General features: G+C 64.0%; 28 protein-coding genes. All 28 read right to left on the reverse strand.

What is annotated here, in order from left to right:
* Nucleotides 1–14: 14 nt before the first annotated feature.
* Nucleotides 15–770 (reverse strand): twin-arginine translocase subunit TatC, encoded by a 756-nt coding sequence (gene tatC / locus ABIB42_RS08415; RefSeq protein WP_071361045.1) that lies wholly within the window; start codon nt 768–770, stop codon nt 15–17.
* Nucleotides 771–1,295: a Sec-independent protein translocase protein TatB gene (gene tatB / locus ABIB42_RS08420; protein ID WP_071361044.1), complete on the reverse strand. Its 525-nt coding sequence runs from the start codon at nt 1,293–1,295 to the stop codon at nt 771–773.
* A gap of 12 nt (nt 1,296–1,307) precedes the next feature.
* Nucleotides 1,308–1,544 (reverse strand): Sec-independent protein translocase subunit TatA, encoded by a 237-nt coding sequence (gene tatA / locus ABIB42_RS08425; protein WP_005664406.1) that lies wholly within the window; start codon nt 1,542–1,544, stop codon nt 1,308–1,310.
* A 117-nt stretch (nt 1,545–1,661) separates the two neighbouring features.
* On the reverse strand, nt 1,662–2,036 hold the full coding sequence (locus tag ABIB42_RS08430) for a histidine triad nucleotide-binding protein (RefSeq protein ID WP_429248213.1): 375 nt from the start codon (nt 2,034–2,036) through the stop codon (nt 1,662–1,664).
* A gap of 167 nt (nt 2,037–2,203) precedes the next feature.
* Complete coding sequence (locus tag ABIB42_RS08435; RefSeq protein ID WP_005664404.1) at nt 2,204–2,542, reverse strand: phosphoribosyl-ATP diphosphatase; 339 nt, start codon at nt 2,540–2,542, stop codon at nt 2,204–2,206.
* A complete protein-coding gene (gene hisI, locus ABIB42_RS08440; RefSeq protein ID WP_005664403.1) occupies nt 2,539–2,952 on the reverse strand; it encodes a phosphoribosyl-AMP cyclohydrolase in 414 nt (137 codons plus the stop codon). The genes ABIB42_RS08435 and hisI overlap by 4 nt, the downstream gene beginning before the upstream one ends.
* A 10-nt stretch (nt 2,953–2,962) precedes the next feature.
* The gene (hisF, locus tag ABIB42_RS08445) at nt 2,963–3,727 is read right to left on the reverse strand and encodes an imidazole glycerol phosphate synthase subunit HisF (protein WP_429248220.1); all 765 of its coding nucleotides are present in this window, start codon (nt 3,725–3,727) and stop codon (nt 2,963–2,965) included.
* A gap of 104 nt (nt 3,728–3,831) precedes the next feature.
* Nucleotides 3,832–4,608 (reverse strand): 1-(5-phosphoribosyl)-5-[(5-phosphoribosylamino)methylideneamino]imidazole-4-carboxamide isomerase, encoded by a 777-nt coding sequence (gene hisA / locus ABIB42_RS08450; RefSeq protein WP_005664401.1) that lies wholly within the window; start codon nt 4,606–4,608, stop codon nt 3,832–3,834.
* Between the two features lie 37 nt (nt 4,609–4,645).
* Nucleotides 4,646–5,287, reverse strand: coding sequence for an imidazole glycerol phosphate synthase subunit HisH (gene hisH, locus ABIB42_RS08455; protein WP_071361040.1), 642 nt, complete (start codon nt 5,285–5,287; stop codon nt 4,646–4,648).
* A gap of 2 nt (nt 5,288–5,289) precedes the next feature.
* Complete coding sequence (gene hisB / locus ABIB42_RS08460; RefSeq protein ID WP_005664397.1) at nt 5,290–5,880, reverse strand: imidazoleglycerol-phosphate dehydratase HisB; 591 nt, start codon at nt 5,878–5,880, stop codon at nt 5,290–5,292.
* Nucleotides 5,881–5,958: 78 nt separating this feature from the next.
* Nucleotides 5,959–7,062: a histidinol-phosphate transaminase gene (gene hisC, locus ABIB42_RS08465; protein ID WP_005664395.1), complete on the reverse strand. Its 1,104-nt coding sequence runs from the start codon at nt 7,060–7,062 to the stop codon at nt 5,959–5,961.
* Nucleotides 7,059–7,889: a DNA-methyltransferase gene (locus ABIB42_RS08470; RefSeq protein ID WP_314436228.1), complete on the reverse strand. Its 831-nt coding sequence runs from the start codon at nt 7,887–7,889 to the stop codon at nt 7,059–7,061. The genes hisC and ABIB42_RS08470 overlap by 4 nt, the downstream gene beginning before the upstream one ends.
* Complete coding sequence (gene hisD / locus ABIB42_RS08475; RefSeq protein WP_005664391.1) at nt 7,886–9,235, reverse strand: histidinol dehydrogenase; 1,350 nt, start codon at nt 9,233–9,235, stop codon at nt 7,886–7,888. The genes ABIB42_RS08470 and hisD overlap by 4 nt, the downstream gene beginning before the upstream one ends.
* Nucleotides 9,236–9,241: 6 nt before the next feature.
* Complete coding sequence (gene hisG / locus ABIB42_RS08480) at nt 9,242–9,916, reverse strand: ATP phosphoribosyltransferase (RefSeq protein WP_005664389.1); 675 nt, start codon at nt 9,914–9,916, stop codon at nt 9,242–9,244.
* A gap of 23 nt (nt 9,917–9,939) precedes the next feature.
* Nucleotides 9,940–11,202, reverse strand: coding sequence for a UDP-N-acetylglucosamine 1-carboxyvinyltransferase (gene murA, locus ABIB42_RS08485; protein WP_429248214.1), 1,263 nt, complete (start codon nt 11,200–11,202; stop codon nt 9,940–9,942).
* A gap of 2 nt (nt 11,203–11,204) precedes the next feature.
* Nucleotides 11,205–11,441 (reverse strand): BolA family protein, encoded by a 237-nt coding sequence (locus ABIB42_RS08490; protein ID WP_005664385.1) that lies wholly within the window; start codon nt 11,439–11,441, stop codon nt 11,205–11,207.
* Nucleotides 11,442–11,467: 26 nt separating this feature from the next.
* On the reverse strand, nt 11,468–12,229 hold the full coding sequence (locus ABIB42_RS08495) for an ABC transporter permease (protein WP_071361035.1): 762 nt from the start codon (nt 12,227–12,229) through the stop codon (nt 11,468–11,470).
* The gene (locus ABIB42_RS08500; protein WP_005664382.1) at nt 12,229–13,158 is read right to left on the reverse strand and encodes an ABC transporter ATP-binding protein; all 930 of its coding nucleotides are present in this window, start codon (nt 13,156–13,158) and stop codon (nt 12,229–12,231) included. Before ABIB42_RS08500 ends, ABIB42_RS08495 begins: the two co-directional genes overlap by 1 nt.
* Nucleotides 13,159–13,337: 179 nt before the next feature.
* The gene (locus ABIB42_RS08505) at nt 13,338–13,613 is read right to left on the reverse strand and encodes an STAS domain-containing protein (RefSeq protein WP_005664380.1); all 276 of its coding nucleotides are present in this window, start codon (nt 13,611–13,613) and stop codon (nt 13,338–13,340) included.
* A 9-nt stretch (nt 13,614–13,622) separates the two neighbouring features.
* Complete coding sequence (locus tag ABIB42_RS08510; RefSeq protein WP_005664379.1) at nt 13,623–14,270, reverse strand: MlaC/ttg2D family ABC transporter substrate-binding protein; 648 nt, start codon at nt 14,268–14,270, stop codon at nt 13,623–13,625.
* A gap of 54 nt (nt 14,271–14,324) precedes the next feature.
* On the reverse strand, nt 14,325–15,053 hold the full coding sequence (locus ABIB42_RS08515; protein WP_429248215.1) for an MlaA family lipoprotein: 729 nt from the start codon (nt 15,051–15,053) through the stop codon (nt 14,325–14,327).
* The gene (gene mlaD / locus ABIB42_RS08520) at nt 15,050–15,523 is read right to left on the reverse strand and encodes an outer membrane lipid asymmetry maintenance protein MlaD (protein WP_005664375.1); all 474 of its coding nucleotides are present in this window, start codon (nt 15,521–15,523) and stop codon (nt 15,050–15,052) included. The genes ABIB42_RS08515 and mlaD overlap by 4 nt, the downstream gene beginning before the upstream one ends.
* 40 nt (nt 15,524–15,563) lie before the next feature.
* Nucleotides 15,564–16,346 carry a lipid asymmetry maintenance ABC transporter permease subunit MlaE gene (gene mlaE / locus ABIB42_RS08525; protein ID WP_005664373.1) on the reverse strand — a complete coding sequence of 261 codons (783 nt, stop codon included), beginning with the start codon at nt 16,344–16,346 and terminating at the stop codon, nt 15,564–15,566.
* Nucleotides 16,343–17,146: an ABC transporter ATP-binding protein gene (locus ABIB42_RS08530; protein ID WP_071361032.1), complete on the reverse strand. Its 804-nt coding sequence runs from the start codon at nt 17,144–17,146 to the stop codon at nt 16,343–16,345. Before ABIB42_RS08530 ends, mlaE begins: the two co-directional genes overlap by 4 nt.
* Before the next feature lie 557 nt (nt 17,147–17,703).
* A complete protein-coding gene (locus ABIB42_RS08535) occupies nt 17,704–19,167 on the reverse strand; it encodes a glutamate synthase subunit beta (RefSeq protein WP_429248216.1) in 1,464 nt (487 codons plus the stop codon).
* A gap of 79 nt (nt 19,168–19,246) precedes the next feature.
* Complete coding sequence (locus tag ABIB42_RS08540; protein ID WP_184240134.1) at nt 19,247–23,962, reverse strand: glutamate synthase-related protein; 4,716 nt, start codon at nt 23,960–23,962, stop codon at nt 19,247–19,249.
* 251 nt (nt 23,963–24,213) lie between these two features.
* Nucleotides 24,214–24,924: a transposase gene (locus ABIB42_RS08545; RefSeq protein WP_005664365.1), complete on the reverse strand. Its 711-nt coding sequence runs from the start codon at nt 24,922–24,924 to the stop codon at nt 24,214–24,216.
* A gap of 101 nt (nt 24,925–25,025) precedes the next feature.
* The coding region (locus ABIB42_RS08550; protein WP_429248217.1) for a hypothetical protein at nt 25,026–25,218 on the reverse strand (193 nt) is incomplete at its 5' end.

Consider the following 25,218-nt stretch of genomic DNA (forward strand, 5'->3'; position numbering starts at 1 on the left):
GCGCTATCGCGTGGTTACGCGGTTTCTTCCGGCGCGCGGGTGGCGCGCGCGAACATCGGCGCCACCAGCAGGCCCAGCTCGTAGAGCAGGCACATCGGAATGGCCAGGGCCAGCTGGCTGACCACGTCCGGCGGGGTGACGATGGCGGCGATCACGAAGGCGCCGACGATCACGTAGGAACGCACCGCACGCAGCTTCTCGAGGCTGACGATGCCCATGCGCACCAGGATCACGACCACCACCGGCACCTCGAACGAGGCGCCGAAGGCCAGGCACATCGACATCACGAAATCGAGGTAGTTTTCGATATCGGGCATGACCGCGATCGAGGTCGGCGCGAATTCGCCGATGAAGTGGAACACGCGGCCGAACACGAAGAAGTAGCAGAACGCGACGCCGGCGATGAACAGCACCGAGGACGAGATCACCAGCGGCAGCACCAGGCGCTTTTCGTGGGCGTACAGGCCGGGCGCGATGAAGGCCCAGGCCTGGTAGAACACCCAGGGCAGCGCCAGGATGAAGGACAGCAGCAGGGTGACCTTCATCGGCACCAGGAACGGCGAGATGACGCCGGTGGCGATCATGGTCGAGCCGGGAGGCATCGAGGCGATCATCGGCGCGGCGATCAGGTCGTAGATATGCGACGGCCCCGGCCACGCCATCAGCGCGGCGCACACGATCGCAATGCCGATCGAGGCCTTGACCAGGCGGTCACGCAGCTCGACCAGGTGCGAGATGAAAGTGTCTTCGCCGGCGGCTTGCTCAGTCATTTAGAAGAAGGAAGAATTGGATTTGCTGGCATTGCCGGGGCGGAACTTGCGCACCCGGGCGGCGCCCGACATCACATGGCGCTTGGTGCCATGGCGGTTCTTGTACCAGGCCGGCACGCTCGAGGTGCGCACCAGCTTCTTGCGGCGGAAATCCCTGGCCTTGCGGTCGATGTCGGCCACGGTCGGCGTGATCGTGCTCGCGCTGCTGTCGTGCGCCGCGCGGTCATCCCACAAGGCCTCGACCTCGTCGACGTGGCTGGTGACGGACGACTCGAAATCGCTGGTGGCCGATTCGACCTCGCTCTTGAACGATTGCGCTTTCTCCTGCACTTCCTTGTGCAGGTTGCGCAGCTCGTCGAGCTCGATCTCGCGGCTGACCTCGGACTTCACGTCATGCAGGTAGCGCTGGGCGCGGCCATACAGCGTACCGGCCATGCGCGCCACCTTGGGCAGCTTTTCAGGGCCGATCACGATCAGGGCGACCACGCCGATGATCGCGATTTTCGACAGTCCGAGGTCGATCATGGGGACTGCGGCTTACAGGCGGGTCTTGTCGCGGGCTTCCACGTCGATGGTCGACTTGTCGGCCACCTGCTGCGTCGGCTGGGCCGGGTTGGCTTCGGCAGCCTTCTCTTCGTCGCCCTTGACGCCATCCTTGAAGCCCTTGACGGCCTTGCCCAGGTCAGAACCCATATTGCTGATCTTTTTGGTGCCGAAGATCAGCATCACGACCACCAGCACGATGACCCAGTGCCAAATACTCAAACCACCCATGTTATTTCTCCTAGCAAGGCGCACGCGCCTGAAAAATCGGGAAAGCGTCTACCACAGTATACGCGATGCGGGGGCACTCTGCCCCCATTGAAACTTAGTCCTGGCTTAGAGGCCGCTTCACAAGCCCAGTCCGCGCCACGGACGCGGGCCACCGTACATATGCAGGTGCAGGTGATACACCTCTTGCCCGCCGTCCGGACCGGCATTGATCAGGGTCTTGAAGCCGCCGCCCGGCTTGCCATCGGCGCTGATCTTGACGTCAATACCATTCTCTTTTGCAAGCTTCGGCGCCAGCGCCAGCATCTTGCCGAGCAGCGCCGTATGCTCCTCGGTGCAGTCGGACAAGGTGGACACGTGCTGCTTAGGAATCACCAGCAAGTGCACCGGCGCCGCCGGGTTGATGTCCTTAAATGCCAGCACGTCCTCGTCTTCATAGACGACGGCGGCCGGGATCTGCTTGGCGACGATCTTGCAAAAAATGCAGTTATCCATCTTGTCTCCAGATTATTACAACATTTCAAGGACTTACAGGCCCATGAAGCCGAGGCATCGTATCAACGCCGCATGACATCGGTATGACGCTCAGTCTCCGATTATGACACCGGAAGCAGGGCCACGCACAGTCAGCAGGTGCTCACTTGCAACGCTTCAAGGAATATTTATTCCTTGCGTGCAGCTTTTTCAACGATGCCGGACACGCCTTCGCGTCGCGCCAGCTCGTCCAGCACCTGTTGCGGCGTGAGGTCGAACCTGGCCAGCAGCACCATCGAATGGAACCACAGGTCGGCGCATTCGTAGAGCACCTTGGACGGGTCGTTCGCCACGCGGGCGTCCTTGGCCGCCATCACCAGCTCGGTGGCTTCCTCGCCGATCTTCTTGAGGATGGCGTCGTCGCCCTTGGCGAACAGCTTGGCGACATAGGAAGTCGCGGGGTCGCCGCCGTGTTCGGGCTTGCGCGATTCGATCACGGCCGCGACGCGGGCCAGGGTAACGCTCATGGGGTCTTCTTCTTGTCCGGGGAATAAATGGTGTCGGGGTCCTGCAGCACCGGCTCGACGCTGTGCCAGTCGCCGTTGTCGTACTTCTGGAAGAAGCAGGAATGGCGGCCGGTATGGCAGGCGATGCCGCCCACCTGCTCGATCTTGAGCAGGACCACGTCTTCGTCGCAATCGAGGCGGATCTCGCTCACCTTCTGGATGTGGCCGGACTCTTCGCCCTTGTGCCACAGTTTCTTGCGCGAGCGGCTCCAGTACACGGCTTCGCCCGTCTCGACGGTGCGGGTCAGGGCGTCGCGGTTCATCCAGGCGAACATCAATATGTCGCCGGTCGCCGCTTCCTGGGCGATCACCGGCACCAGGCCGTGCTCGTCCCAGCGCACCTTGTTGAGCCACTTGGCATTGGTCGGCATGTGGCTTTCCTTAAGCGAGGCGCATCGGGATGCCACGGTCGAGCATGTAGCGCTTGGCCTCGCCGACCGTGTGCTGCCCGTAGTGGAAGATGCTGGCGGCCAGCACCGCATCGGCATGGCCTTCGAGGACGCCATCGGCCAGGTCCTTCAGGCCGCCGACGCCGCCGGAAGCGATGACGGGGATGCCCACGGCGTCCGAGACGGCGCGGGTCAGGCCCAGGTCGAAGCCGATTTTCGTGCCGTCGCGGTCCATCGAAGTGAGCAGCAACTCACCGGCGCCGAGGCTCTCCATCTTGCGCGCCCATTCCACCGCATCGAGGCCGGTGGCGTTGCGGCCGCCGTGGGTGAAGACTTCCCACTTGCCGGGACCGGTCTGCTTGGCGTCGATCGCCACCACGATGCACTGCGAGCCGTGCTTGTTGGCGGCGTCGAACACCAGTTGCGGATTGGTGACGGCCGAGGTGTTCATGCTGACCTTGTCGGCCCCGGCATTGAGCAGGCGCCGCACGTCCTCGACCTTGCGCACGCCGCCACCGACGGTGAGCGGGATGAACACGGTCGAGGCGACGGCTTCGATGATCGGCAGGATCAGGTCGCGGCCGTCGCTGGAGGCGGTAATGTCGAGGAAGGTGATCTCGTCGGCGCCCTGGGCGTCGTAGCGGCGCGCGATCTCGACCGGGTCGCCGGCATCGCGCAGCTCGGTGAAATTGACGCCCTTGACCACGCGGCCGCCGGTGACGTCGAGGCAGGGGATGATGCGTTTAGCTAGCATGATTTCTCAGCGCCGGCACGTCATCCCCGCGCAGGCGGGGACCCAAGTTCGCATGCAGATCGACTGCGCGTAAAACTTGGGTTCCCGCCTGCGCGGGAACGACGTGTTCAGGTTTGCGCCCCTTCCGTCAGTTCATCGGCGCGTTCCTGGGCCGAGGCCAGGTCGAGCGTGCCTTCGTAGATCGAACGGCCGCAGATCACGCCTTCGATGCCCTCGTCCTGCACCGCGCACAGCGCTTCGACGTCGGCCAGCACGTGCACGCCGCCCGAGGCGATCACGGGAATCTTCACCGCGCGCGCCAGCTTGACGGTCGCCTCGATATTCACGCCGGCCATCATGCCGTCGCGGCCGATGTCGGTGTAGATGATCGATTCGACGCCATAGCCTTCGAACTTCTTGGCCAGGTCGATGACTTCGTGACCCGACATCTTGCTCCAGCCGTCGGTCGCGACCTTGCCATCCTTGGCGTCCAGGCCGACGATGATGTGGCCCGGGAAGGCGCCGCAGGCGTCGTGCAGGAAGCCCGGGTTCTTGACCGCGGCGGTGCCGACGATGATGTAGCTGATGCCGTCGTCCAGGTAGCGCTCGATGGTGTCGAGGTCGCGGATGCCGCCGCCCAGCTGGACCGGGATCTCGTCCAGGCCATTGTCTTCGGCGTATTCCTGCACCACCTGCAGGATCGATTTGATGGCGGACTCGTTCTTCGGCTTGCCCGCGAATGCGCCGTTCAGGTCGACCAGGTGCAGGCGACGCGCGCCCTTCTTCAGCCAATGCAGCGCCATGTCGGCGGGATCTTCGGAAAACACGGTGGCGAGGTCCATATCGCCTTGTTTCAGGCGAACGCAGTGACCGTCTTTCAGGTCGATGGCGGGGATCAGCAGCATGGTCGTTGTCGGTTGGTTGACGGTTTAAAACGCGGAATCACGGATTCCAGTGAATGAAATTGCGGTACAGGCGCAGCCCGGCGGCGGCGCTCTTTTCGGGGTGGAACTGGGTGGCGACGATATTATCGCGGCCGACGGCGCAGCAGAACGGGCCGCCGTAGTCGGTCTCGCCGATCACGTCGTCGCGGTTCTCCGGCGCGGCGTAGTAACTATGCACGAAATAGAAATAGCTGCCGTCCTCGACGCCCTCCCACAGCGGGTGGGGACGCGCCTGGCGCACCTGGTTCCAGCCCATCTGCGGGACCTTGAAGCGCGAGCCGTCGGCCTGCAGCTTGCCGTCCAACTGGAACCGCACCACCTTGCCGGGCAACAGGCCCAGGCCGGGGGTGCCTTCGTTCTCTTCACTTTCATCGAACAGCATCTGCTCGCCCACGCACACGCCCATGATCGGACGGGTCTTGGCGGCGCGCATCAGCGCGTCTTCGAGACCGGATTCGCGCAGGCTGCGCATGCAGTCGCGCATGGCGCCCTGGCCCGGCAGCACGATGCGGTCGGCGCGGTCCAGGTCCGCGGCCGAGCTGGAAATGAGGACGTCGGCCTCGGGCGCGGCGGCGCGCAGCGCCTGCGCCACCGAGCGCAGGTTACCGAGTCCATCGACGACGACGATCTTGTTGGCCATGATTACAGGCTGCCCTTGGTCGACGGGATGATGCCGGCCGCACGCGGGTCCAGCTCGGTGGCCATGCGCAGCGCACGGCCGAAGGCCTTGAACACCGTCTCGCACTGGTGGTGGGCGTTCACGCCGCGCAGGTTGTCGATGTGCAGGGTGACCGCCGCGTGGTTCACGAAGCCGCGGAAGAATTCGCCGGTCAGGTCGACGTCGAAGGCGCCGATCATGGCGCGCGTGAACGGCACGTGCAGCTCCAGGCCGGGACGGCCCGAGAAATCGATCACCACGCGCGACAGCGCTTCGTCCAGCGGCACGTACGAGTGGCCGTAGCGGACGATGCCCTTCTTGTCGCCGATGGCCTTGGCCACGGCCATGCCCAGCGTGATGCCGACGTCTTCCACCGTATGGTGGGCGTCGATGTGCAGGTCGCCCACGGCCTCGACCTCGAGGTCGAACATGCCGTGACGCGCGATCTGGTCGAGCATATGGTCGAGGAAGGGGACGCCGGTATTGAGCTTCTGGCGGCCGGTGCCGTCGAGGTTGATCGAGACGCGGATCTGCGTCTCGTTGGTATTGCGCGTGATGTCGGCAGTGCGGGTCATTGCTAAGGGCGGTCGTCGGTCGGTCTCTTGCTGGGCAGGAGCCGACTGGATTAAATGGTGTCCGTCAGGGGCGCTGGATTACAGCGACGTCTTCAGGGCTGCCAGGAACTGGTCGTTCTCTTCGGGGGTGCTGACCGTGACGCGGATGCAGTTGGCCAGCAATTTATGCATTTTACTCAAATTTTTGATCAAGACCTTCTCGCCATGGAGAATCGCACAGGCGCGCTCGGCATCGGGCACGCGCAGCGAGATGAAATTGGCGGCCGACGGGAACACTTCCACACCGGGCAGGGCCGCCAGGGCGGCGGCCAGGCGGGTGCGTTCCTCGTTGAGCAGGCCGGCCTGGCGGTCCAGCACGTCCAGGTGGTCGAGCGCGAACTCGGCCGCCACTTGCGTGAGCACATTGACGTTGTACGGCGGGCGCACCTTCTCGAACTCCGCCAGCAGCGGCGCGGCGGCCGACATATAGCCGAGGCGGATACCGGCCAGGCCCAGCTTGGACAGGGTGCGCATCACGACCAGGTTCGGGTGTTGCGGCAGCCGCTCCATGAAGCTGACCCGGGCGAACGGTTGATACGCCTCGTCGACCACCACGATGCCATGCTCGCCCACGGCCTCGATGATCGCGACCATGTCGCCGGCATCGTACAGGTTGCCGGTCGGGTTGTTCGGATAGGCCAGGAATACCAGCGACGGCTTGTGCTCGGCAATCGCCGCCAGCATGGCCGGCAGGTCGAGCGAGAAATCGGACTGGATCGGCACGCCGACGAAGTCGGCGCCCGCGAACTGGGCCGAGCGCGAGAACATCACGAAGGCCGGGACCGGGGCCATCACCACGGCGCGGCGGCTGCCGGCTTCGCGTTCCTGGCGCGCGATCGCGGTCGCCAGGATCGTGATCAGCTCGTCCGAGCCGTTGCCGAGCAGGACGTCATAGCCTTCCGGGACGCCCAGCTTGCTGCAGATCCTGTCCTTGAGGGTGCGGTAGGACGGCACCGGATAGCGGTTCAGGGCCGCCTCGGCCAGGCGCGCGCCCAGTTCGGCGCGCAGCGGCTCGGGCAGCTGGTATGGGTTTTCCATCGAGTCGAGCTTGACGTAGCCGATCGAGTCCGGCACGTGATAGCTGCCCACGGCGCGCACGTCGGCGCGGATGGTGTTCTCGATCAGTTTGGCGATGTCGGTCATGATGTTTCTTCCGTGATGTTGGCGGCCTTGGCGGCCTTGCGCAATTTTTTTGCTTTCGCCCCGCTGACCGGCACCTCAGGCGCGGCCAGGCGTTCGGCAATGATGGCGCAGTAATCGGGATTCAGTTCGAAGCCGGTGTACTGGCGGCCCAGGCGCTTGGCGGCGATGGCCGTGGTGCCGCTGCCCATGAAGGGGTCGAGCACGATGCCGCCCGGCGGGCAGGAGGCCTTGACCATGCGCTCGATGATCTCGAGCGGCTTCTGGGTCGGATGGTCGGCGCGCTCCGGATGCTCGCGGTGCAGGCGCGACACGCTCCACACGTCCTTCGGGTTGTAGCCGACTTCGAGCCACTTGGCGCCAACAAAAATCGAGCGCGAACGCGCCTTCTTGGTCTCGGCGTCATACGGGATGCGCACCGCGTCCAGGTCGAAATAGTAATCCTTGCGCCTGGCGAAGAAGCCGATGGTGTCGTGCACCGAGGAGAAGCTGCGCACGCTGCCGCCCATCGATGGCACGCGGCGGTCCCAGATGATCTCGTTCATCATCGTCATGCGTTTTTTCAGCATCACGAAGATCTCGGGCGCGAAGCGCCAGGTGAGGAAGATGTACAGGCTGCCGTTGGGCTTGAGCTTGGGGATGGCGGCGTCGATCCACTGCTCGGTCCAGGCGAGGTAGGCCTCGACGCTTTGCTGGTCCGACGCGTTGCCGTAGTCCTTGCCCAGGTTGTAGGGCGGGTCGGTCAGGATCAGGTCGATGGACCCGTCCGGGATGCGCGCCAGGCCGGCCAGCGCATCCTCGCAGAATACCTGGTTGACCCAGGACGTCATGATGCCTGCGGCAGGTTTTGCAACTGCGTGGGATCCAGACGCAGCTCGGCGCTGCGCGCGTGCGCCTGCAGGCCTTCGCCATACGCGAGGGTGGCAGCGACCTTGCCCAGCGTCTGGGCGCCGGCTTCGCTGACCTGGATGATCGACGAGCGTTTCTGGAAGTCGTACACGCCCAGTGGCGACGAGAAGCGCGCCGTGCGCGAGGTCGGCAGCACGTGGTTCGGGCCGCAGCAATAGTCGCCCAGCGACTCGGATGAAAAACGTCCCAGGAACATCGCGCCCGCGTGGCGGATTTTATCCGCCCACTGCATCGGATCGAGCGCCGAGATTTCGAGGTGTTCGGCGGCGATGCTTGAGGCAATCTCGCAGGCCTCGTCCATGTCGCGCACCTTGATCAGCGCGCCACGGTCGGTCATCGACGTGGTGATCGTGTCCTTGCGCGGCATCGTCGGCAGCAGCTTGTGGATGCTCTGCTCCACTTTCGCGATGTAGTCGGCGTCGGGGCACAGCAGGATGGCCTGGGCCAGTTCGTCGTGCTCGGCCTGCGAGAACAGGTCCATCGCCACCCAGTCCGGATCGGTGGTGCCGTCGCACAGCACCAGGATCTCGGACGGGCCGGCGATCATGTCGATGCCGACCACGCCGAACACGCGGCGCTTGGCGGCGGCGACATAGGCGTTGCCGGGGCCGACGATCTTGTCGACCGGCTGGATGGTCTCGGTGCCGTAGGCCAGCGCGCCGACGGCTTGCGCGCCGCCGATGGTGATCACGCGGGTCACTCCCGCAATCGCGGCGGCGGCCAGGACCATCTGGTTCTTCACGCCGTCCGGGGTCGGCACGACCATGATGATTTCTTTCACGCCGGCGACGTGGGCCGGAATCGCGTTCATCAGCACCGACGACGGATACGCCGCCTTGCCGCCCGGGACATAGATGCCGACCCGGTCCAGCGGGGTCACGCGCTGGCCCAGCACCGTGCCATCGGGCTCGGTGAAGGTGAAGCCGGTCGAGGCGTCCTTCTGGCGCTCGTGGAACACGCGCACGCGGTCGGCCGCCACCTGCAGCGCGGCGCGCTGGGCTTCCGGCAGCGCGGCCAGGGCCTGGTCCAACTCGGCCTGGCCAATGTCGAATTCGGCCATCGACTTCGCGCCGCCGTTGGGGATGCGGTCGAACTTGTTGGTGTACTCCAGCACAGCCGCGTCGCCGCGCGCCTTCACGTCGCGCAGGATATGCGCGACCGCGGTCTCGATGGCGTCATCGGTTTCCGCTTCGAACGCCAGCAGGGCGTCGAGGGTGTTCTTGAAGTCGGGCGCGGTGGAGTCTAACTTGCGGATCTGTACTGCCATGATGCTTCAGCCTTGTCGTTGGGAGGCGCGTTCGAACGCCTCGAGAATTGGTTGCAGGCGCTCGCGCTTGAGCTTGAGCGCGGCCTGGTTCACCACCAGGCGCGAGGAGATGTCCATGATCTTTTCGACTTCGACCAGGTTGTTGGCGCGCAGGGTGCCGCCGGTCGAGACCACGTCGACGATAGCGTCCGACAGGCCGACCAGCGGCGCCAGTTCCATCGAGCCGTACAGCTTGATCAGGTCGACGTGCACGCCCTTGCTGGCGAAGTGCTCGCGCGCGGTGTTGACGAACTTGGTCGCCACCCGCAGGCGCGCGCCCTGGCGCACGGCGCTGTCGTAGTCGAAGCCGGCGTTGACCGCGACCGACATGCGGCACTGGGCGATGCGCAGGTCGATCGGCTGGTACAGCCCTTCTCCGCCATGCTCGAGCAGCACGTCCTTGCCGGCCACGCCGAAATCGGCCGCGCCATGCTGGACGTAGGTCGGCACGTCGGACGCGCGCACGATCAGCACCCGCACGCCCGGATCGTTGGTCGAGAGGATGAGTTTACGCGAAGTCTCGGGGTTTTCCAGCACCTCGATCCCGGCCGCCGACAGCAGCGGCAGGGTATCTTCGAAGATGCGGCCCTTGGAAAGCGCCAGGATCAGCTGGGGTTCTCCATGTACGCCATTGAATGTCATGTGCTTGAGCTTATTTAATACGCTTATTTAATACGTACGATATCGGCGCCAACGGCCGACAGTTTCACTTCCATCCGGTCGTAGCCGCGATCGAGGTGGTAGATGCGGTCGATCAGGGTGGTGCCCTCGGCCGCCATGCCGGCGATCACCAGGGAAGCCGAGGCGCGCAGGTCGGTCGCCATCACCGGCGCGCCGACCAGGCGTTCGACGCCCTTGATGAAGGCAGTATTGCCCTCGGTCGAAATGTGCGCGCCGAGGCGGTTCATCTCTTGCACGTGCATGAAGCGGTTCTCGAAGATCGTCTCGGTGACTTTCGACGGACCGTCCGCGATCGTGTTCACGGCCATGAACTGGGCCTGCATATCGGTCGGGAAGCCCGGATATTCGGTGGTGCGGAACGAGACCGGACGCGGACGGCCGTCCATCTGCGCGCGGATGGTATTTTCACCAACGGTCAGCTGCAGGCCGATCTCGCGCAGCTTGTCGAGCGCGACGTCGAAGATGTCGGTGCGGGTATTGGTCAGCACGATGTCGCCACCGGTGGCCGCCACCGCGCACAGGAAAGTCGCGGCCTCGATGCGGTCCGAGATCACCGCATGGGTCGCCCCGTGCAGTTCGTCCACGCCCTGGATCACCAGGCGGTCGGTGCCGATGCCCTCGATCTTCGCGCCCATGGCCACGAGCAGATTGGCCAGGTCGGTCACTTCCGGTTCGCGCGCGGCGTTCTCGAGCACCGTCTCGCCTTCGGCCAGGGTCGCCGCCATCAGGAGGTTCTCGGTGCCGGTCACGGTGATCATGTCGGTGTGGATGCGCGCGCCTTTCAGCTTCTTCGCCTTGGCGTAGATGTAGCCGCCCTCGATCGTGATCTCGGCGCCCATCGCGCGCAGGCCCTTGATGTGCTGGTCGACCGGACGCGAGCCGATCGCGCAGCCGCCCGGCAGCGAGACCTTGGCTTCGCCGAAGCGCGCCAGCAGGGGACCCAGCACCAGGATCGAGGCGCGCATGGTCTTGACCAGCTCGTACGGCGCCTCGAGCGTGTCGATGGCGCCGCCGTTCAGGGTGACCCGCTGTTCTCCTTCCTTATCGTCCTGTACGACCCGGAGGCCGGTCTTTTCCAGGAGCTTGAGCATGGTGCGCACGTCGTGCAGGCGCGGCACGTTCGACAGCTGCAGGTCGCCGGCGGTCAACAGGCCGGCGCACAGGATGGGCAGCGCCGCGTTCTTGGCGCCGGATACCGAAATCTCACCAGCCAGGCGCTTGCCGCCGACGATCTGGAGCTTGTCCATGCTTATCCTCCGAATTCTTCAGGGGTCAGGGTTTTCATCGACAGCGCGTGGATTTCCTCGCGCATGCGGTCGCCCAGCGCGGCGTACACGATCTGGTGACGCTGGATGGGACGCTTGCCGGCGAAGGCAGGCGAGACGATCACGGCCTCGAAGTGATGGCCATCGCCCTTCACGTCGAGGTGGGTGCATTCGAGGCCGGCGCTGATATAGCCGTGGATCAGTTCGGGTGTGGTCGCCACGATAACTCCAGTTAAACTTTGTACTATTAATGGCGCAGATTGTAGCCGCGCTTGAGCAGATTGATCGCCACGCCCGTCAGCACCGCGAAGAACACGGTCACGACGGCCAGGCTGGTCCATGGCGAAACGTCGGACTGGCCGAAGAACCCATAGCGGAACCCGTCAATCATATAAAAGAACGGGTTGAAATGCGAGACGGCGAGCCAGAAAGGCGGCAGTTTTTGGACGGAATAGAACACGCCGGCCAGGAAGGTCGCCGGCATGATCAGGAAGTTCTGGAAGGCCGCCAGCTGGTCGAACTTCTCGGCCCAGATGCCGGCGATCGTGCCCATGGTGCCGAGGATGGCCGCGCCCAGCAGGGCGAACACCACGATCCACACCGGCGCCACGAACTCCAGGTGGGCGAACCAGGCGGTGATGACGAACACGCCGGCGCCGACCACGATCCCGCGCAGCATCGAGGCCAGCACGTAGGCGGACAGGATCTCGGCGTGCGACAGCGGCGGCAGCAGGATGAACACCAGGTTGCCGCTGATCTTGGACTGGATCAGCGACGACGACGAATTGGCGAAGGCGTTCTGCAGCACGCTCATCATCACCAGGCCCGGGATCAGGAACGAGGTGTAGGCGACGCCGTCGAGCATCTCGACCCGGCCGTCGAGCACGTGGCCGAAGATCAGGAGGTAGAGCATGGCGGTGACCACCGGCGCGGCCACGGTCTGGGTCGCGACCTTCCAGAAGCGCAGCGACTCCTTGTAGAACAGGGTACGGAAACCGATCGAGAACATTACTTGCCCTCCTCCATGATCTGGATGAAGATGTCCTCGAGGTCGGCCTGCTCCAGCTGCATCTCGTCGATGACGGCGCCGTTCTCGCGCAGGCGCGCCAGGATCGGCTCGACCTCCGAATAATCGTTCACGCGCAGCGTGTACTTGTTGCCGCCGCCGTTGCCATTGCCGTTGGTGTGCTCGTCGTGCGAGACGAGATGGCGCAGCGACTCGGGCAGATCCCCCGACTTCAGGTGCACCACCAGCTGCGAGCCCGACACGCGGCGCAGCAGCGCGCTCATGGTGTCGAGCGCCACCACATTGCCGCGCCGGAGCATGGCCACGCGCTGGCACATGGCTTGCGCTTCCTCGAGGTAGTGGGTAGTGAGGACCACGGTGTGGCCGCCCTCGCGGTTCAAACGCGCGATGAACTTCCACAGGGTCTGGCGCAGCTCGACGTCGACGCCGGCGGTCGGCTCGTCGAGCACGATCACGGGCGGACGGTGCACCAGGGCCTGCGCCACCAGCACGCGCCGCTTCATGCCGCCCGACAGCGCGCGCATGTTCACGTCGGCCTTGTCGGTGAGATCGAGGTTGTGCATCACCTCGTCGATCCAGGCGTCGTTGTTGCGGATGCCGAAGTAGCCCGACTGCAGGCGCAGGGTCTCGCGCACCGTGAAGAAGGGATCGAACACCAGTTCCTGCGGCACCACGCCCAGGCGCTTTCTCGCTTCGCGGAAGTCGCTCACGACGTCGTGGCCGTGGATGCGCACGCGGCCGGCATCGGGCCGGATCAGGCCCGCGATGGTGGAGATGAGGGTGGTCTTGCCGGCGCCGTTCGGGCCCAAGAGGCCGAAGAACTCGCCTTCCTCGATGTCCAAGGAGACGCCCTTCAGGGCCTTGAAGCCCTTGTAGCTCTTCTCGACGCTGTCAATCTGGATTGCTGTCATGCTTGTTGGATGGCGCGGCGCGCGGAAATGGGATTCGACCCGTAAGCGCACCGAAGGACCGTGCGGAGAAACGGTCCATTATAGGTGAAATCGCCATGTCAAGCGGGCAGAGGGGAGAATTGCGCGGGGTACGCCGGAGGGAGGCGCAATGCAAACGGCGGCCAGTCGGCCGCCGGTCTTCAGGCTTGCGGCAGCAGCGTGTCGACCCCGTACAGGGCCGCCAGCTTTTGCACGTTGTCCGGCACGTTCACGAAGGTGAGCCGGTGGCCGGCATCGCGCGCGCGGCGCTGCCAGGCCAGCAGCAGGGCCACGCCGGACGAATCGGCCGCCTTCACGCCGCCGAGATCGAACACGGTCTCGCCGGCGCGGATCGCCGCCGCGCCCTGCTCCAGCGCCTGGTGGGCGGTCAGGAAGGTCAGGGCGTCGATCGACAGCATCGGGTTGGATTCAGCCATGTTGACGGATCACTTCGCCGGCGCGGCCAGCGGCTTGGAGGCCAGCTGGGCGTTGCGGTCGGCCAGGCGCTTGATCAGGCCATCGATGCCGCTCTTGCTGATCTCGCTGTTGAAGGTGCTGGTATAGGTCTGGACCAGCCAGGCGCCCAGCACGTTCACGTCATAGATCTTCCAGCTGCCCTTGTCGTTGCTCAGGCGGTAGTTCAGGGTGATCGGTTCGCCGCGGGCGACGTTCACCTGCGAGCGCACTTCGACGTCGCTATCGGTCGGCGAGCCGCGCATCGGCTTGAACTCGACGGTCTCGTTCTTGATGGTCGACAGCGCGCCGGCGTAGGTGTACACCAGCAGGTCGCGGAACTCCTTGGTCAGCTTCTGCTTCTGTTCCGGGGTGGCGCTGCGCCAGTGGCGGCCGGCCGCCTGCTGGGTCATCTTCTCGGCGTCGACGTGGGGCAGGATCTTTTCGTTGACCAGGCCCATGATCTTGCTGCGGTTGCCGGCCTGGATGTCCTTGTCGGCCTTGACGCTGTCGATCACTTCATTGCTGATGCGCTTGACCAGCGCGTCCGGCGCTTCGGCGGCGGCCACCGGGGCGGCGACCAGGACGGTGGAGAACGCCACGGTGGCGGCGGCGGCGACCAGGTGCATGAATGGCTTCATCGGTTTCCTTTCGGTTGGCGGCGGCGATGGCCGCGCGCACGGTTGATCTTGTTGTTACTGCTCGTCGGCGTCCGGGGCCTGGCGCGGCGCGTCGCCGTCGTACACCTGGCTCTGGCGGCGCTGCAGATAGCCGTCGCGCAGGAACTCGTAACGGTCGAGTGCGGCGTCTTCGAGCAGGCTGGACGCGTCGAGCAGGCTGGCGCGGGTATCGATCACGCGGATGCCCGCGCCGATATTGCGCCAGTTGGCTGGCTCCTTGTACTTCCAGATGTCACCGCCGATATCGGCCGGCAACGCTGCGGTATCACGCACGGTAGATGGGCCCAGCAGCGGCAAAATCAAGTAGGGGCCGCTTGGCACGCCCCATTTGCCCAGGGTCTGGCCGAAGTCTTCGTCGCTTTTCTGCATGCCCGCTTCGGAAGCGATGTCGAGCAGGCCGAAGATGCCGAAGGTCGAGTTCAGCGCAACGCGGCCGAAATCGGTGCCGGCCTGCTCGGGTTTACCCTGCAGCAGGTTGTTGACCGAGCTCCAGGCATCCGACAGATTGCCAAAGAAATTGCCGACGCCGGTCTGGGCAAAGCCCGGCACGACGTTCTTGTAGCCGGTGGCCACCGGCTTCAGCACGGCGCGGTCGACCGCATCGTTGAAGCTGAACATGGCGCGGTTATAGCCTTCCAGCGGATCCTGGGGGTTGGAGGCAGTCGTTGCGCATCCCGTCAGGACCAGGATGGCGGCGGCGGCGGCGCCGAGGCGCAAGTGCGAGAGCGTGACGGCGTAGTTCATTCACTACCTTCCTTTCCTTCAGCAGCCTTGCTGTAGATAAATTGATTAATTAAGTCTTCCAGGACCGTCGCCGACTGGGTGCGGTTGATGCGATCGCCCTCCGCCAGGTTTTGCTCATCGCCACCGGCTTCGATGCCGATGTATTGTTCACCCAATAAGCCAGCAGTCAAAATCTTCAGCGAGCTGTCTTTCGGGAATTTATATTCAGACTCCATATCGAGGCGCACCGATGCCTGGAAGCTCTTGTCGTCGAAGGTGATCTCACCCACGCGACCGACCACCACGCCCGCGCTCTTGACCGGCGCCTGCGGCTTGAGCCCGCCGATATTGTCGAAACGGCCCGTGATCGAATACGTTTGGCCGAACGACAGAGACCTCATGTTTCCTGCCTGGAAAGCCAGGAACAGCAGCGCGGCCAGACCCAGCAGAACGAACAGGCCGACCCAGACGTCGATAGTTTTGCGATGCATTTTGAATACCCTACAGTAACCGTTTTAACCGTTTATTAACTTATTTATTGAACATCAGGGCCGTCATGACGAAATTCAGCCCCCAGACCAGCAGCGATGCAATCACGACGGTGCGCGTGGTCGCGCGCGACACGTCTTCCGGCGTCGGCTGGGCCTGGTAGCCCTGGAACAGGGCGGTAAAGGTCACTGCGATGCCAAAGATAAAGCTTTTAATCACGCCGTTCAGTACGTCAGCTCGCACATCGACACCGGCTTGCATCTGCGACCAGAACGATCCTTCGTCGACGCCGATCAGTTTCACGCCTACGATGTAGCCGCCCAGCACGCCCACCGCCGAGAACACGGTGGCCAGGACCGGCATCGCGATCACGCCGGCCCAGAAACGCGGCGCCAGCACGCGCTGCACCGGGTTGATGGCCATCATTTCCATCGCCGACAGCTGTTCGCCGGCCTTCATCAGGCCGATCTGGGCGGTCAACGAGGTGCCGGCGCGGCCGGCGAACAGCAGCGCGGTCACGACCGGGCCCAGTTCGCGCACCAGCGCCAGCGCCACCACCTGGCCCAGCATCTGTTCGGCGCCATACTGGTTCAGCGTGTAGTAACCCTGCAGGCCCAGCACCATGCCGACGAACAGGCCGGACACGGCGATGATCACCAGCGAATAGTTGCCGATAAAATGGATCTGCTCAGAAATCAGGCCAGGGCGGCGGAAAGCGCCCGGCGAGACGCCCAGCAGGTTGAAGAAGGAGCGCACGGCGAAACCGAGGCCGGCGAAGCCTTCGCGCACGGTGCAGCCGACCAGGCCAAGGACGCGGGCGATCATGTGCGCGCTCCCAGGCCCAGGTCGTCGGCCAGCGAGCTGCCGGGATAATGGAACGGCACCGGACCGTCCGGGGCGGCATTGACGAATTGTTTCACGTAAGGGTCTTCCGAGACGCGCAGGTCGTCCGGCGTGCCCTCGGCCACGATCTTGCCGGCGGACATGAAGTACACATAGTCGGCGATCGCGAAGCACTCGTGCACGTCGTGCGAGACGAGGATCGAGGTCGAGCCCAGCGCGTCGTTCAGGTTGCGGATCAGGTTGGCGGTCACGCCCATCGAGATCGGATCGAGGCCGGCGAACGGCTCGTCGTACATGATCAGTTCGGGGTCCAGCGCCACCGCGCGCGCCACGGCCACGCGGCGCGCCATGCCGCCCGAGATCTCGGCCGGCTTCAGGCGGTGCGCATTGCGCAGGCCGACGGCGTTGAGCTTCATCAGGACCAGGTCGCGGATGAGCTCTTCGGACAGGTCGGTGTGCTCGCGCAGCGGGAAGGCGACGTTGTCGAACACCGACAGGTCGGTAAACAGTGCGCCGAACTGGAACAGCATGCCCATGCGGCGGCGCAGGCGGTACAGGCCCTCGGTATCGAGCTGGTGCACGACTTCGCCGCCGATGCGCACTTCGCCCCGCTGGGGACGGATCTGGCCGCCGATCAGGCGCAGCACCGTGGTCTTGCCGCAACCCGACCCGCCCATGACGGCAATGAGCTTGCCGCGTGGGAAGTCCATACGGAGATTCGACAGGATGGAACGCTCACCGTAAGCAAAATGCAGATCGCGGATTTCGACTAGGTTCGACACAGCATAATTAATGTTTGGGGAATCCGGTATTGTAGTGCAGAAAGCTATTTACCTGCTTGAGGGACCCGATTTTACCCCCAGGCGGCGACGTACTATTACAACACTAATAACTAATGAGTCAGATAATTCCGCTTATAAGCCATTGTTTTTATTAAGATATGTATGTTTCACAATATTGGCATTGTTGAATTGTATCAATAAGCTGCATCCAAAAACTGCCGAAGGGGCAGGTTTAAGCTCCTCCTAATTACTGGCCCGGTAAGCCACATTTTTTGCAACGCACCATAATCTGGGGCCGACGTGACGAAATAGCAAGTGACAGAATATGCAATACTCTGTCGCCATTTTGTCAACGCAAGATACAACCGCGGATCAGATGCCGGGATGGCGTTTCACTTGGCCAGGATGGCGTACAGGCGGGGTTCGGGGAAGTCCAGCTGGCGCGTGAGCGCGGCCGGCGCCGTCGCGGGTGATGGGCTTCGCCGCCTTCGACGAAGCGGCGATCGATGCGGGAGCGAAGGTAGTGGCGGCCGCATTGCGCGGCCGCCACCGGGATCTCAACGGGGCAGGACCGAGGAACCCATCAGGAACTCGTCGACCGAGCGCGCGCACTGGCGGCCTTCGCGGATCGCCCACACCACCAGCGACTGGCCGCGGCGCATGTCGCCGGCCGCGAACAGCTTCGGGTTCGAGGTCTGGTAGGCGCCTTCGCCCTCGGTCGTGGCGCGCACGTTGCCGCGCGGGTCCTTCTGCACGCCGAAGGCGTCCAGCACCTGCTGCACCGGCGAGACGAAGCCCATTGCCAGGAACACCAGGTCGGCCTTGAGTTCGAATTCGCTGTCCGGCACTTCGCTCATCTTGCCGTCCTTCCATTCGACGCGGCAGGCGATCAGCTTCTCGACCTTGCCTCCCTTGCCTTCCAGGCGCTTGGTCGCCACCGCCCAGTCGCGCTCGCAGCCTTCCTCGTGCGAGGACGAGGTGCGCAGGCGGGTCGGCCAGTAAGGCCAGACCAGCGGCTTGTTCTCTTGCTCCGGCGGCTGCGGCATCAGTTCGAACTGGGTGACGGAAAGCGCGCCGTGGCGGTTCGAGGTGCCGACGCAGTCCGAACCGGTGTCGCCGCCGCCGATGACCACCACATGCTTGCCCGTGGCCTTGATCTGGTCCTTCAGCTTGTCGCCGGCATTGACCCGGTTCTGCTGCGGCAGGAAGTCCATCGCGAAGTGCACGCCCTTCAATTGGCGGCCCGGGACCGGCAGGTCGCGCGGCTGCTCGGCGCCGCCGGCCAGGATCACGGCGTCGAAGTCCTTTTCCAGGTCTTCCGGGAAGATCGTGTCGCGCGCCATATTGCTGACCGTGGCCGGGAAGTCCTTGCCGATCAGGACACCGGTGCGGAAGGTGACACCCTCGGCCTGCATCTGCTCGACGCGACGGTCGATCAGGTCCTTCTCCATCTTGAAGTCGGGGATCCCGTAGCGCAGCAGGCCGCCGATGCGGTCGCTCTTTTCGAACACCGTCACGTCGTGGCCGGCGCGCGCCAGCTGCTGGGCCGCGGCCAGGCCGGCAGGACCCGAGCCGACGATGGCGACCTTCTTGCCGGTCTTGACGCTGGGGGGTTGCGGCACCACCCAGCCGTGCTCCCAGCCGGTGTCGATGATCTTGCGCTCGATCGACTTGATGCCGACCGGGTCGTTGTTGATGCCGAGGGTACAGGCCGATTCGCACGGCGCCGGGCAGATGCGGCCGGTGAACTCGGGGAAGTTATTGGTGGAGTGGAGATTGTCCAGCGCATGGCGGTAGTTGCCATGGAAGACCAGGTCGTTCCAGTCCGGGATCATATTGTTGACCGGGCAGCCCGTGTTGCAGAAGGGGATGCCGCAATCCATGCAGCGCGCGCCCTGCACCTTGGCCTGGCCGTCGGTCAGGGTGACGACGAATTCCTTGTAGTTCTTGAGACGCACGGGCGGGTCGAGGTATTCCTCTTCCTGCCGTGCGAATTCCATGAAACCGGTGATTTTGCCCACGTTTATTCCTTAATCTATTCGCTGCGGTGATCGACACCAAGGTCATCCCCGCGAAAGCGGGGACCCAAGTTCCGCGGTCTCAGGCCGCCAACTCAATCTTGTCGTTCGCTTCTTCCATGCTCGAGTTGTGCATCTCCTCGAGGGCGCGCTTGTAGTCGGTCGGGAACACCTTGACGAACTTGCTGCGGCTGTTGGCCCAGTCGTCCAGCAGATTGCGCGCGCGCGTGCTGCCGGTATGCTTGAAGTGACGCTCGATCAGGCGGCGCAGGATGACCTCGTCGCATTCGCGCTCGCCATTGCGGGTCTGGCTGTGCCAGACCGCCGGGTCGCACTGCTCCTTGGCCGACAGCACCGGTTCCAGGTTGACCATCGTGGTATTGCAGCGGCCCGCGAACTCGCCCTTCGGATCGTAGACGAAGGCCACGCCGCCCGACATGCCGGCCGCGAAGTTGCGTCCGGTCTCGCCCAGCACCACGACGGTGCCGCCGGTCATGTATTCGCAACCGTGGTCGCCGCAGCCTTCGACCACCGCGATGGCGCCCGAGTTACGCACCGCGAAGCGCTCGCCGGCCACGCCGTTGAAGAAGGCTTCGCCCGAAATCGCGCCATACATCACGGTATTGCCGACGATGATGTTGTCCACCGCCCAGCCGCGGAACTCGGTGTTCGGGCGCACGATGATGCGGCCGCCCGACAGGCCCTTGCCGACGTAGTCGTTGCCTTCGCCGACCAGGTCGATCGTGATGCCTCCGGCCAGGAAGGCCGCCGCCGACTGGCCCGCCGTGCCCTGCAGCTGGATGTGGATGGTGTCGTCCGGCAGGCCGGCGTGTCCATAGCGCTTGGCGACTTCGCCCGACAGCATCGCGCCCACGGTCCGGTTCAGGTTCTTCACCGGCGAGATGAACGAGACGCGCTCGCCCTTTTCCAGCGCGGCTTTCGCTTGCGCGATCAGCTTGTGGTCCAGCGCCTTGTCGAGACCGTGATCCTGCTCGCCCGTGTGGTACAGGGCGCTGCGACAGTCCACCTGCGGCTGGTAGAAGATGTTCGAGAAGTCCAGGCCCTGCGCCTTCCAGTGCTGGACCGCCTTCGACTTGTCGAGCAGGTCGGCGCGGCCGATCAACTCGTCGTAGCTGCGGATGCCCAGCTGGGCCATGATCTGGCGCGCTTCCTCGGCGACGAAGAAGAAGTAGTTCACCACGTGCTCGGGTTTGCCCTGGAACTTGGCGCGCAACACCGGATCCTGCGTGGCCACGCCCACCGGGCAGGTATTCAGGTGGCATTTACGCATCATGATGCAGCCCTCGACCACCAGCGGCGCGGTGGCGAAGCCCACTTCGTCGGCGCCCAGCATGGCGGCGATCACGACGTCGCGGCCGGTGCGCATCTGGCCATCCGCCTGCACGCGGATGCGGCTGCGCAGGCCGTTCAGGACCAGGGTCTGCTGGGTCTCGGCCAGGCCGAGCTCCCACGGCGTGCCGGCGTGCTTGACCGAGGACAGCGGCGAGGCGCCGGTGCCGCCGTCATGGCCGGCGACCACCACGTGGTCGGCCTTGGCTTTCGAGACGCCGGCGGCGACGGTGCCGATGCCGACTTCCGACACCAGCTTGACCGAGATCGAGGCGCGCGGATTGGCGTTCTTGAGGTCGTGGATCAGCTGGGCCAGGTCTTCGATCGAATAGATGTCGTGGTGCGGCGGCGGCGAGATCAGGCCGACGCCCGGCACCGAGAAGCGCAGCGACGCGATGTATTCGGACACCTTATGGCCCGGCAGCTGGCCTCCCTCGCCCGGCTTGGCGCCCTGCGCCATCTTGATCTGGATCTGGTCGGCCGCGTTCAGGTATTCGGCCGTGACGCCGAAGCGGCCCGAGGCCACCTGCTTGATCTTCGAGCGCAGCGAATCGCCTTCTTCCAGCGGGATGTCGACCATCACGCGGTCCTTGCCCAGCACCGACGATAACGTTTCGCCCTTCTTGATGGCGATGCCCTTGAATTCGTTCAGGTAGCGCGATGGGTCCTCGCCGCCTTCGCCGGTATTGCTCTTGCCGCCGATGCGGTTCATCGCGATCGCCAGCGTGGCGTGGGCTTCGGTGCTGATCGAGCCGAGCGACATCGCGCCGGTGGCGAAGCGCTTGACGATCTCTTTCGCCGGTTCGACTTCCTCGATCGGGATCGCCTTGTCGCGGTCGATGCGGAATTCGAACAGGCCGCGCAGCGTCAGGTGACGGCGCGTCTGGTCGTTGATCAGCTGGGCGTACTCTTTATAGGTCGAGAAGTTGTTGGCGCGGGTCGAGTGCTGCAGCTTGGCGATCGCGTCCGGCGTCCACAGGTGGTCTTCGCCGCGCACGCGGAAGGCGTATTCGCCGCCGACGTCCAGGCTGTTGGCCAGCACAGGATCGTTGCCGAAGGCCAGGGCGTGCAGGCGCAGCGCTTCCTCGGCCACTTCGAACAGGCCGATGCCTTCGACGTTCGACGAGGTGCCCTTGAAGTACTTGTCGACCAGCGATTTGTTGAGGCCCACGGCTTCGAAGATCTGGGCGCCGCAGTAGGACATGTAGGTGGAGATGCCCATCTTCGACATCACCTTCAGCAAGCCCTTGCCGATCGCCTTGATGTAGTTGTAGCTCGCGGTCTCCGCCGACATTTCGTGCGGCAGGCCGTGGGCCAGTTCGGCCAGGGTTTCCAGCGCCAGGTAGGGGTGGACGGCTTCGGCGCCGTAGCCCGCCAGCAGGGCGAAGTGGTGGGTCTCGCGCGCCGAGCCGGTCTCGATCACCAGGCCGGTCGAGGCGCGCAGGCCCTTCGCCACCAGGTGCTGGTGCACGCTGGATGTGGCCAGCAGCGCGGGGATGGCGACCAGGTCGGGCGACAGGCGGCGGTCCGACACGATCAGGATGTTGTGGCCCGACTTGACGGCGTCGACCGCTTCGGCGCACAGCGAGGCGAGCGAGGCTTCGATGCCCTCCTTGCCCCAAGCGACCGGGTAGCAGATGTTCAGCTCATAGGCCTTGAACTTGCTGCCGGTGTGCTGGCCGATGGCGCGCAGGCGCGCCATGTCGTCGAAGCCGAGGATCGGCTGCGACACTTCGAGGCGCATCGGCGGGTTGACGTTGTTGGTGTCGAGGATGTTCGGCTTGGGGCCGATGAAGGACACCAGCGACATGACCATGCTTTCGCGGATCGGGTCGATCGGCGGGTTGGTCACTTGCGCGAACAACTGCTTGAAGTAGTTATACAGCGGCTTGAGCTTGTTCGAGGTGACGGCCAGCGGCGAATCGTTGCCCATCGAGCCGGTGGCTTCCTCGCCCAGCACGGCCATCGGCGCCATCAGGAATTTCAGGTCTTCTTGCGTGTAGCCGAACGCCTGCTGGCGGTCGAGCAGGGTCAGCGGCTGCTTCTCGCCTTGCGCGTCCTTGGCGCGCGCGGCCATCAGCTGCGATTCGGACAGCTTGATTTCACCCAGCTTGATGCGCACCGACTTGATCCAGGCTTTATAGGGCTTGGCGTTGGCGAAGCTGTCCTTGAGCTCCTTGTCGTCGATGATGCGGCCGGCTTCCAGGTCGATCAGGAACATCTTGCCCGGCTGGAGGCGCCACTTCTTGACGATGCGCGATTCGGGGATCGGCAGCACGCCCGATTCGGACGCCATGACGACCAGGTCGTCCTCGGTGATGACGTAGCGCGCCGGACGCAGGCCGTTGCGGTCCAGGGTGCCGCCGATGTGGCGGCCGTCGGTGAAGGCCATGGCGGCCGGGCCGTCCCATGGTTCCATCATCGCCGCGTGATATTCGTAGAAGGCGCGGCGGTTGTCGTCCATCGCGGTGTGGTTTTCCCAGGCTTCAGGGATCATCATCATCATCGCCTGGGCCACCGGATAGCCGGCCATCACCAGCAGCTCGAGCGCGTTGTCGAAGCAGGCGGTGTCGGACTGGCCTTCGTAGATCAGCGGGAACAGCTTGTTCAGGTCTTCGCCCAGCACGGCCGACTTGAGCGTGCCTTCGCGCGCGCGGGTCCAGTTGAAGTTGCCCTTGACGGTGTTGATCTCGCCATTGTGGGCGATCATGCGATACGGGTGGGCCAGCGGCCACTCGGGGAAGGTGTTGGTCGAGAAGCGCTGGTGGACCAGCGACAGGGCCGAGATGCAGCGCGGATCCTGCAGGTCCTTGTAGTAGACGCCGACCTGGTCGGCCAGCAGCAGGCCTTTATAGACGATGGTGCGCGCCGACATCGACGGCACGAAGAATTCCTTGCCGTGCAAGAGTTTCAGGGCCTGGATCGCGTGGCCGGACGATTTGCGGATGACGTAGAGCTTGCGTTCGAGCGCGTCGGTGACCATGATGTCCGGGCCGCGGCCGATGAAGATCTGGCGGATCACGGGTTCCTTGGCGCGCACGAAAGGCGACATCGGCATGGTCTCGTCGACCGGCACGTTGCGCCAGCCCAGCACGACCTGGCCTTCGATGCGCACGGCGCGCTCGATTTCCTGTTCGCAGGCGATGCGCGAGGCGTGCTCTTTCGGCAGGAACACCATGCCGACGCCGTATTCGCCGGGCGGCGGCAGTTCGACGCCCTGCTTGGCCATCTCGTCGCGGAAGTACTGGTCCGGGATCTGGATCAGGATGCCGGCGCCGTCGCCCATCAGCGCATCGGCGCCGACGGCGCCCCGGTGATCGAGGTTCTTCAGGATCTGCAGACCCTGTTCAATAATCGAGTGACTCTTGTTGCCCTTGATATGGGCGATGAAGCCGACGCCGCAGGCATCGTGTTCATTGGCGGGATCATACAAACCTTGGGCAATCATGAGACATTCTCCACAACTTTACGGGGATCGAACGCCGAGAATAGTGCACTGCAAAATGCCTCGTCAACCAGAATAATTAGGGTCAGAGTCGAATTGTTTGACAACTTTTTGTCTCACCGATTAATTGGGGACAGAGTCAATCACGCCTGTTCAGAATCGGTTGATTTGACACTAAGTCGTTGATGTTATGAGGATTTCTGGCAAAAAAAACGGCACGAATAACCGTGCCGTTGTGTCAGGAATTGTGCGCTTCAGGCTGCTGAAAGTGGCGGTAGCGGTGGATTGAAGGGACGTCCGCGCTTGGCCGGCAGGATCTGGCGTTGCGTTTTACGCTCGAGTTCGGTCTTGAAGGAGAGCGAGCCGAGCGGCTGGTTCTTGAGGATCGCGATCGTGATGAAATCGACCTCTTCCGTGCTGAGGCCTTGCCGGACCATGTCGATATACGCCGCCTCGCGCTGGAACGGCGTGTTGCCCAGTGCCCAGAACAGCGGATGATCGGCGACCAGGGTGTCGGTGCGGATGCCGGCGTGGTGGGCGTAGCTGGACCAGGGATAGTCGTCCGGCGCCACCGTGAGCTGCGCACGCACCGGATTGAGCTCGATGTAACGGCTGCAGGTCATGAAATAGCGGTCCGAATCGATCAGCGAGGTGCGAAAACGTCCTTCGAACAAACCGCCGCTGCGCTCGTACTTGAGATTGAACCACGGAACGTAGAGCCGGCCCACCTTCTGCATCATCAGCGCCAGGCCGGTGGCATCGCTGGGCGTGGCCAGCAGGTGCAGGTGGTTCGGCATCAGGACGTAGGAGTGGATCGCCACGTCATAGAACCTGGCGCCCTCCTTGAGCCAGACCAGGAAGCGCTGGTAGTCGGCCTCTTCGCGAAAGATCACCTGGCGGTTATTGCCGCGCTGGATGACGTGGTGCGGTTGCTCGGGAACGATGAGTCGGGGTTGGCGTGCCATGGCGTCTGCTCAAATGTTGAGCAGGCGATTTTACAGCAGAAATCGACTCTGTCCCCAATTAATCGCAAGCGGCGGCAAAAATACGCTGACTCTGTCCCCATTTATTGGACACACAAGCCAGGAGCAATCGAAACCGCGCAATGTTGAGTAAAACTGAGTAAAGACGGCAAGTTTGCCAAGGAAATTGGCCAATAATTCGACTCTCGTATATTGAAGGTGCCGCGGCGGAGCTGGTCTATGATGGCGACGAAGCGGTCGGGCGGAGTGATGCCGAACGACTCGAGTGCCGTTGAG

The sequence above is a fragment of the Massilia sp. UYP32 genome (assembly GCF_050434365.1).
GTDB classification, from domain to species: domain Bacteria; phylum Pseudomonadota; class Gammaproteobacteria; order Burkholderiales; family Burkholderiaceae_D; genus Telluria; species Telluria timonae.

Coding starts and splice junctions, on each gene's coding strand:
- tatC (WP_071361045.1), bottom strand. CDS start 770: ATGACTGAGCAAGCCGCCGGCGAAGACACTTTCATCTCGCACCTGGTC.
- tatB (WP_071361044.1), bottom strand. CDS start 1,295: ATGATCGACCTCGGACTGTCGAAAATCGCGATCATCGGCGTGGTCGCC.
- tatA (WP_005664406.1), bottom strand. CDS start 1,544: ATGGGTGGTTTGAGTATTTGGCACTGGGTCATCGTGCTGGTGGTCGTG.
- ABIB42_RS08430 (WP_429248213.1), bottom strand. CDS start 2,036: ATGGATAACTGCATTTTTTGCAAGATCGTCGCCAAGCAGATCCCGGCC.
- ABIB42_RS08435 (WP_005664404.1), bottom strand. CDS start 2,542: ATGAGCGTTACCCTGGCCCGCGTCGCGGCCGTGATCGAATCGCGCAAG.
- hisI (WP_005664403.1), bottom strand. CDS start 2,952: ATGCCGACCAATGCCAAGTGGCTCAACAAGGTGCGCTGGGACGAGCAC.
- hisA (WP_005664401.1), bottom strand. CDS start 4,608: ATGCTGCTGATCCCCGCCATCGACCTGAAAGACGGTCACTGCGTTCGC.
- hisH (WP_071361040.1), bottom strand. CDS start 5,287: ATGGCCAACAAGATCGTCGTCGTCGATGGACTCGGTAACCTGCGCTCG.
- hisB (WP_005664397.1), bottom strand. CDS start 5,880: ATGACCCGCACTGCCGACATCACGCGCAATACCAACGAGACGCAGATC.
- hisC (WP_005664395.1), bottom strand. CDS start 7,062: ATGACCGACATCGCCAAACTGATCGAGAACACCATCCGCGCCGACGTG.
- ABIB42_RS08470 (WP_314436228.1), bottom strand. CDS start 7,889: ATGACGTCCTGGGTCAACCAGGTATTCTGCGAGGATGCGCTGGCCGGC.
- hisD (WP_005664391.1), bottom strand. CDS start 9,235: ATGGCAGTACAGATCCGCAAGTTAGACTCCACCGCGCCCGACTTCAAG.
- hisG (WP_005664389.1), bottom strand. CDS start 9,916: ATGACATTCAATGGCGTACATGGAGAACCCCAGCTGATCCTGGCGCTT.
- murA (WP_429248214.1), bottom strand. CDS start 11,202: ATGGACAAGCTCCAGATCGTCGGCGGCAAGCGCCTGGCTGGTGAGATT.
- ABIB42_RS08495 (WP_071361035.1), bottom strand. CDS start 12,229: ATGTTCTCGATCGGTTTCCGTACCCTGTTCTACAAGGAGTCGCTGCGC.
- ABIB42_RS08500 (WP_005664382.1), bottom strand. CDS start 13,158: ATGACAGCAATCCAGATTGACAGCGTCGAGAAGAGCTACAAGGGCTTC.
- ABIB42_RS08505 (WP_005664380.1), bottom strand. CDS start 13,613: ATGGCTGAATCCAACCCGATGCTGTCGATCGACGCCCTGACCTTCCTG.
- ABIB42_RS08510 (WP_005664379.1), bottom strand. CDS start 14,270: ATGAAGCCATTCATGCACCTGGTCGCCGCCGCCGCCACCGTGGCGTTC.
- ABIB42_RS08515 (WP_429248215.1), bottom strand. CDS start 15,053: ATGAACTACGCCGTCACGCTCTCGCACTTGCGCCTCGGCGCCGCCGCC.
- mlaD (WP_005664375.1), bottom strand. CDS start 15,523: ATGCATCGCAAAACTATCGACGTCTGGGTCGGCCTGTTCGTTCTGCTG.
- mlaE (WP_005664373.1), bottom strand. CDS start 16,346: ATGATCGCCCGCGTCCTTGGCCTGGTCGGCTGCACCGTGCGCGAAGGC.
- ABIB42_RS08540 (WP_184240134.1), bottom strand. CDS start 23,962: ATGATTGCCCAAGGTTTGTATGATCCCGCCAATGAACACGATGCCTGC.
- ABIB42_RS08545 (WP_005664365.1), bottom strand. CDS start 24,924: ATGGCACGCCAACCCCGACTCATCGTTCCCGAGCAACCGCACCACGTC.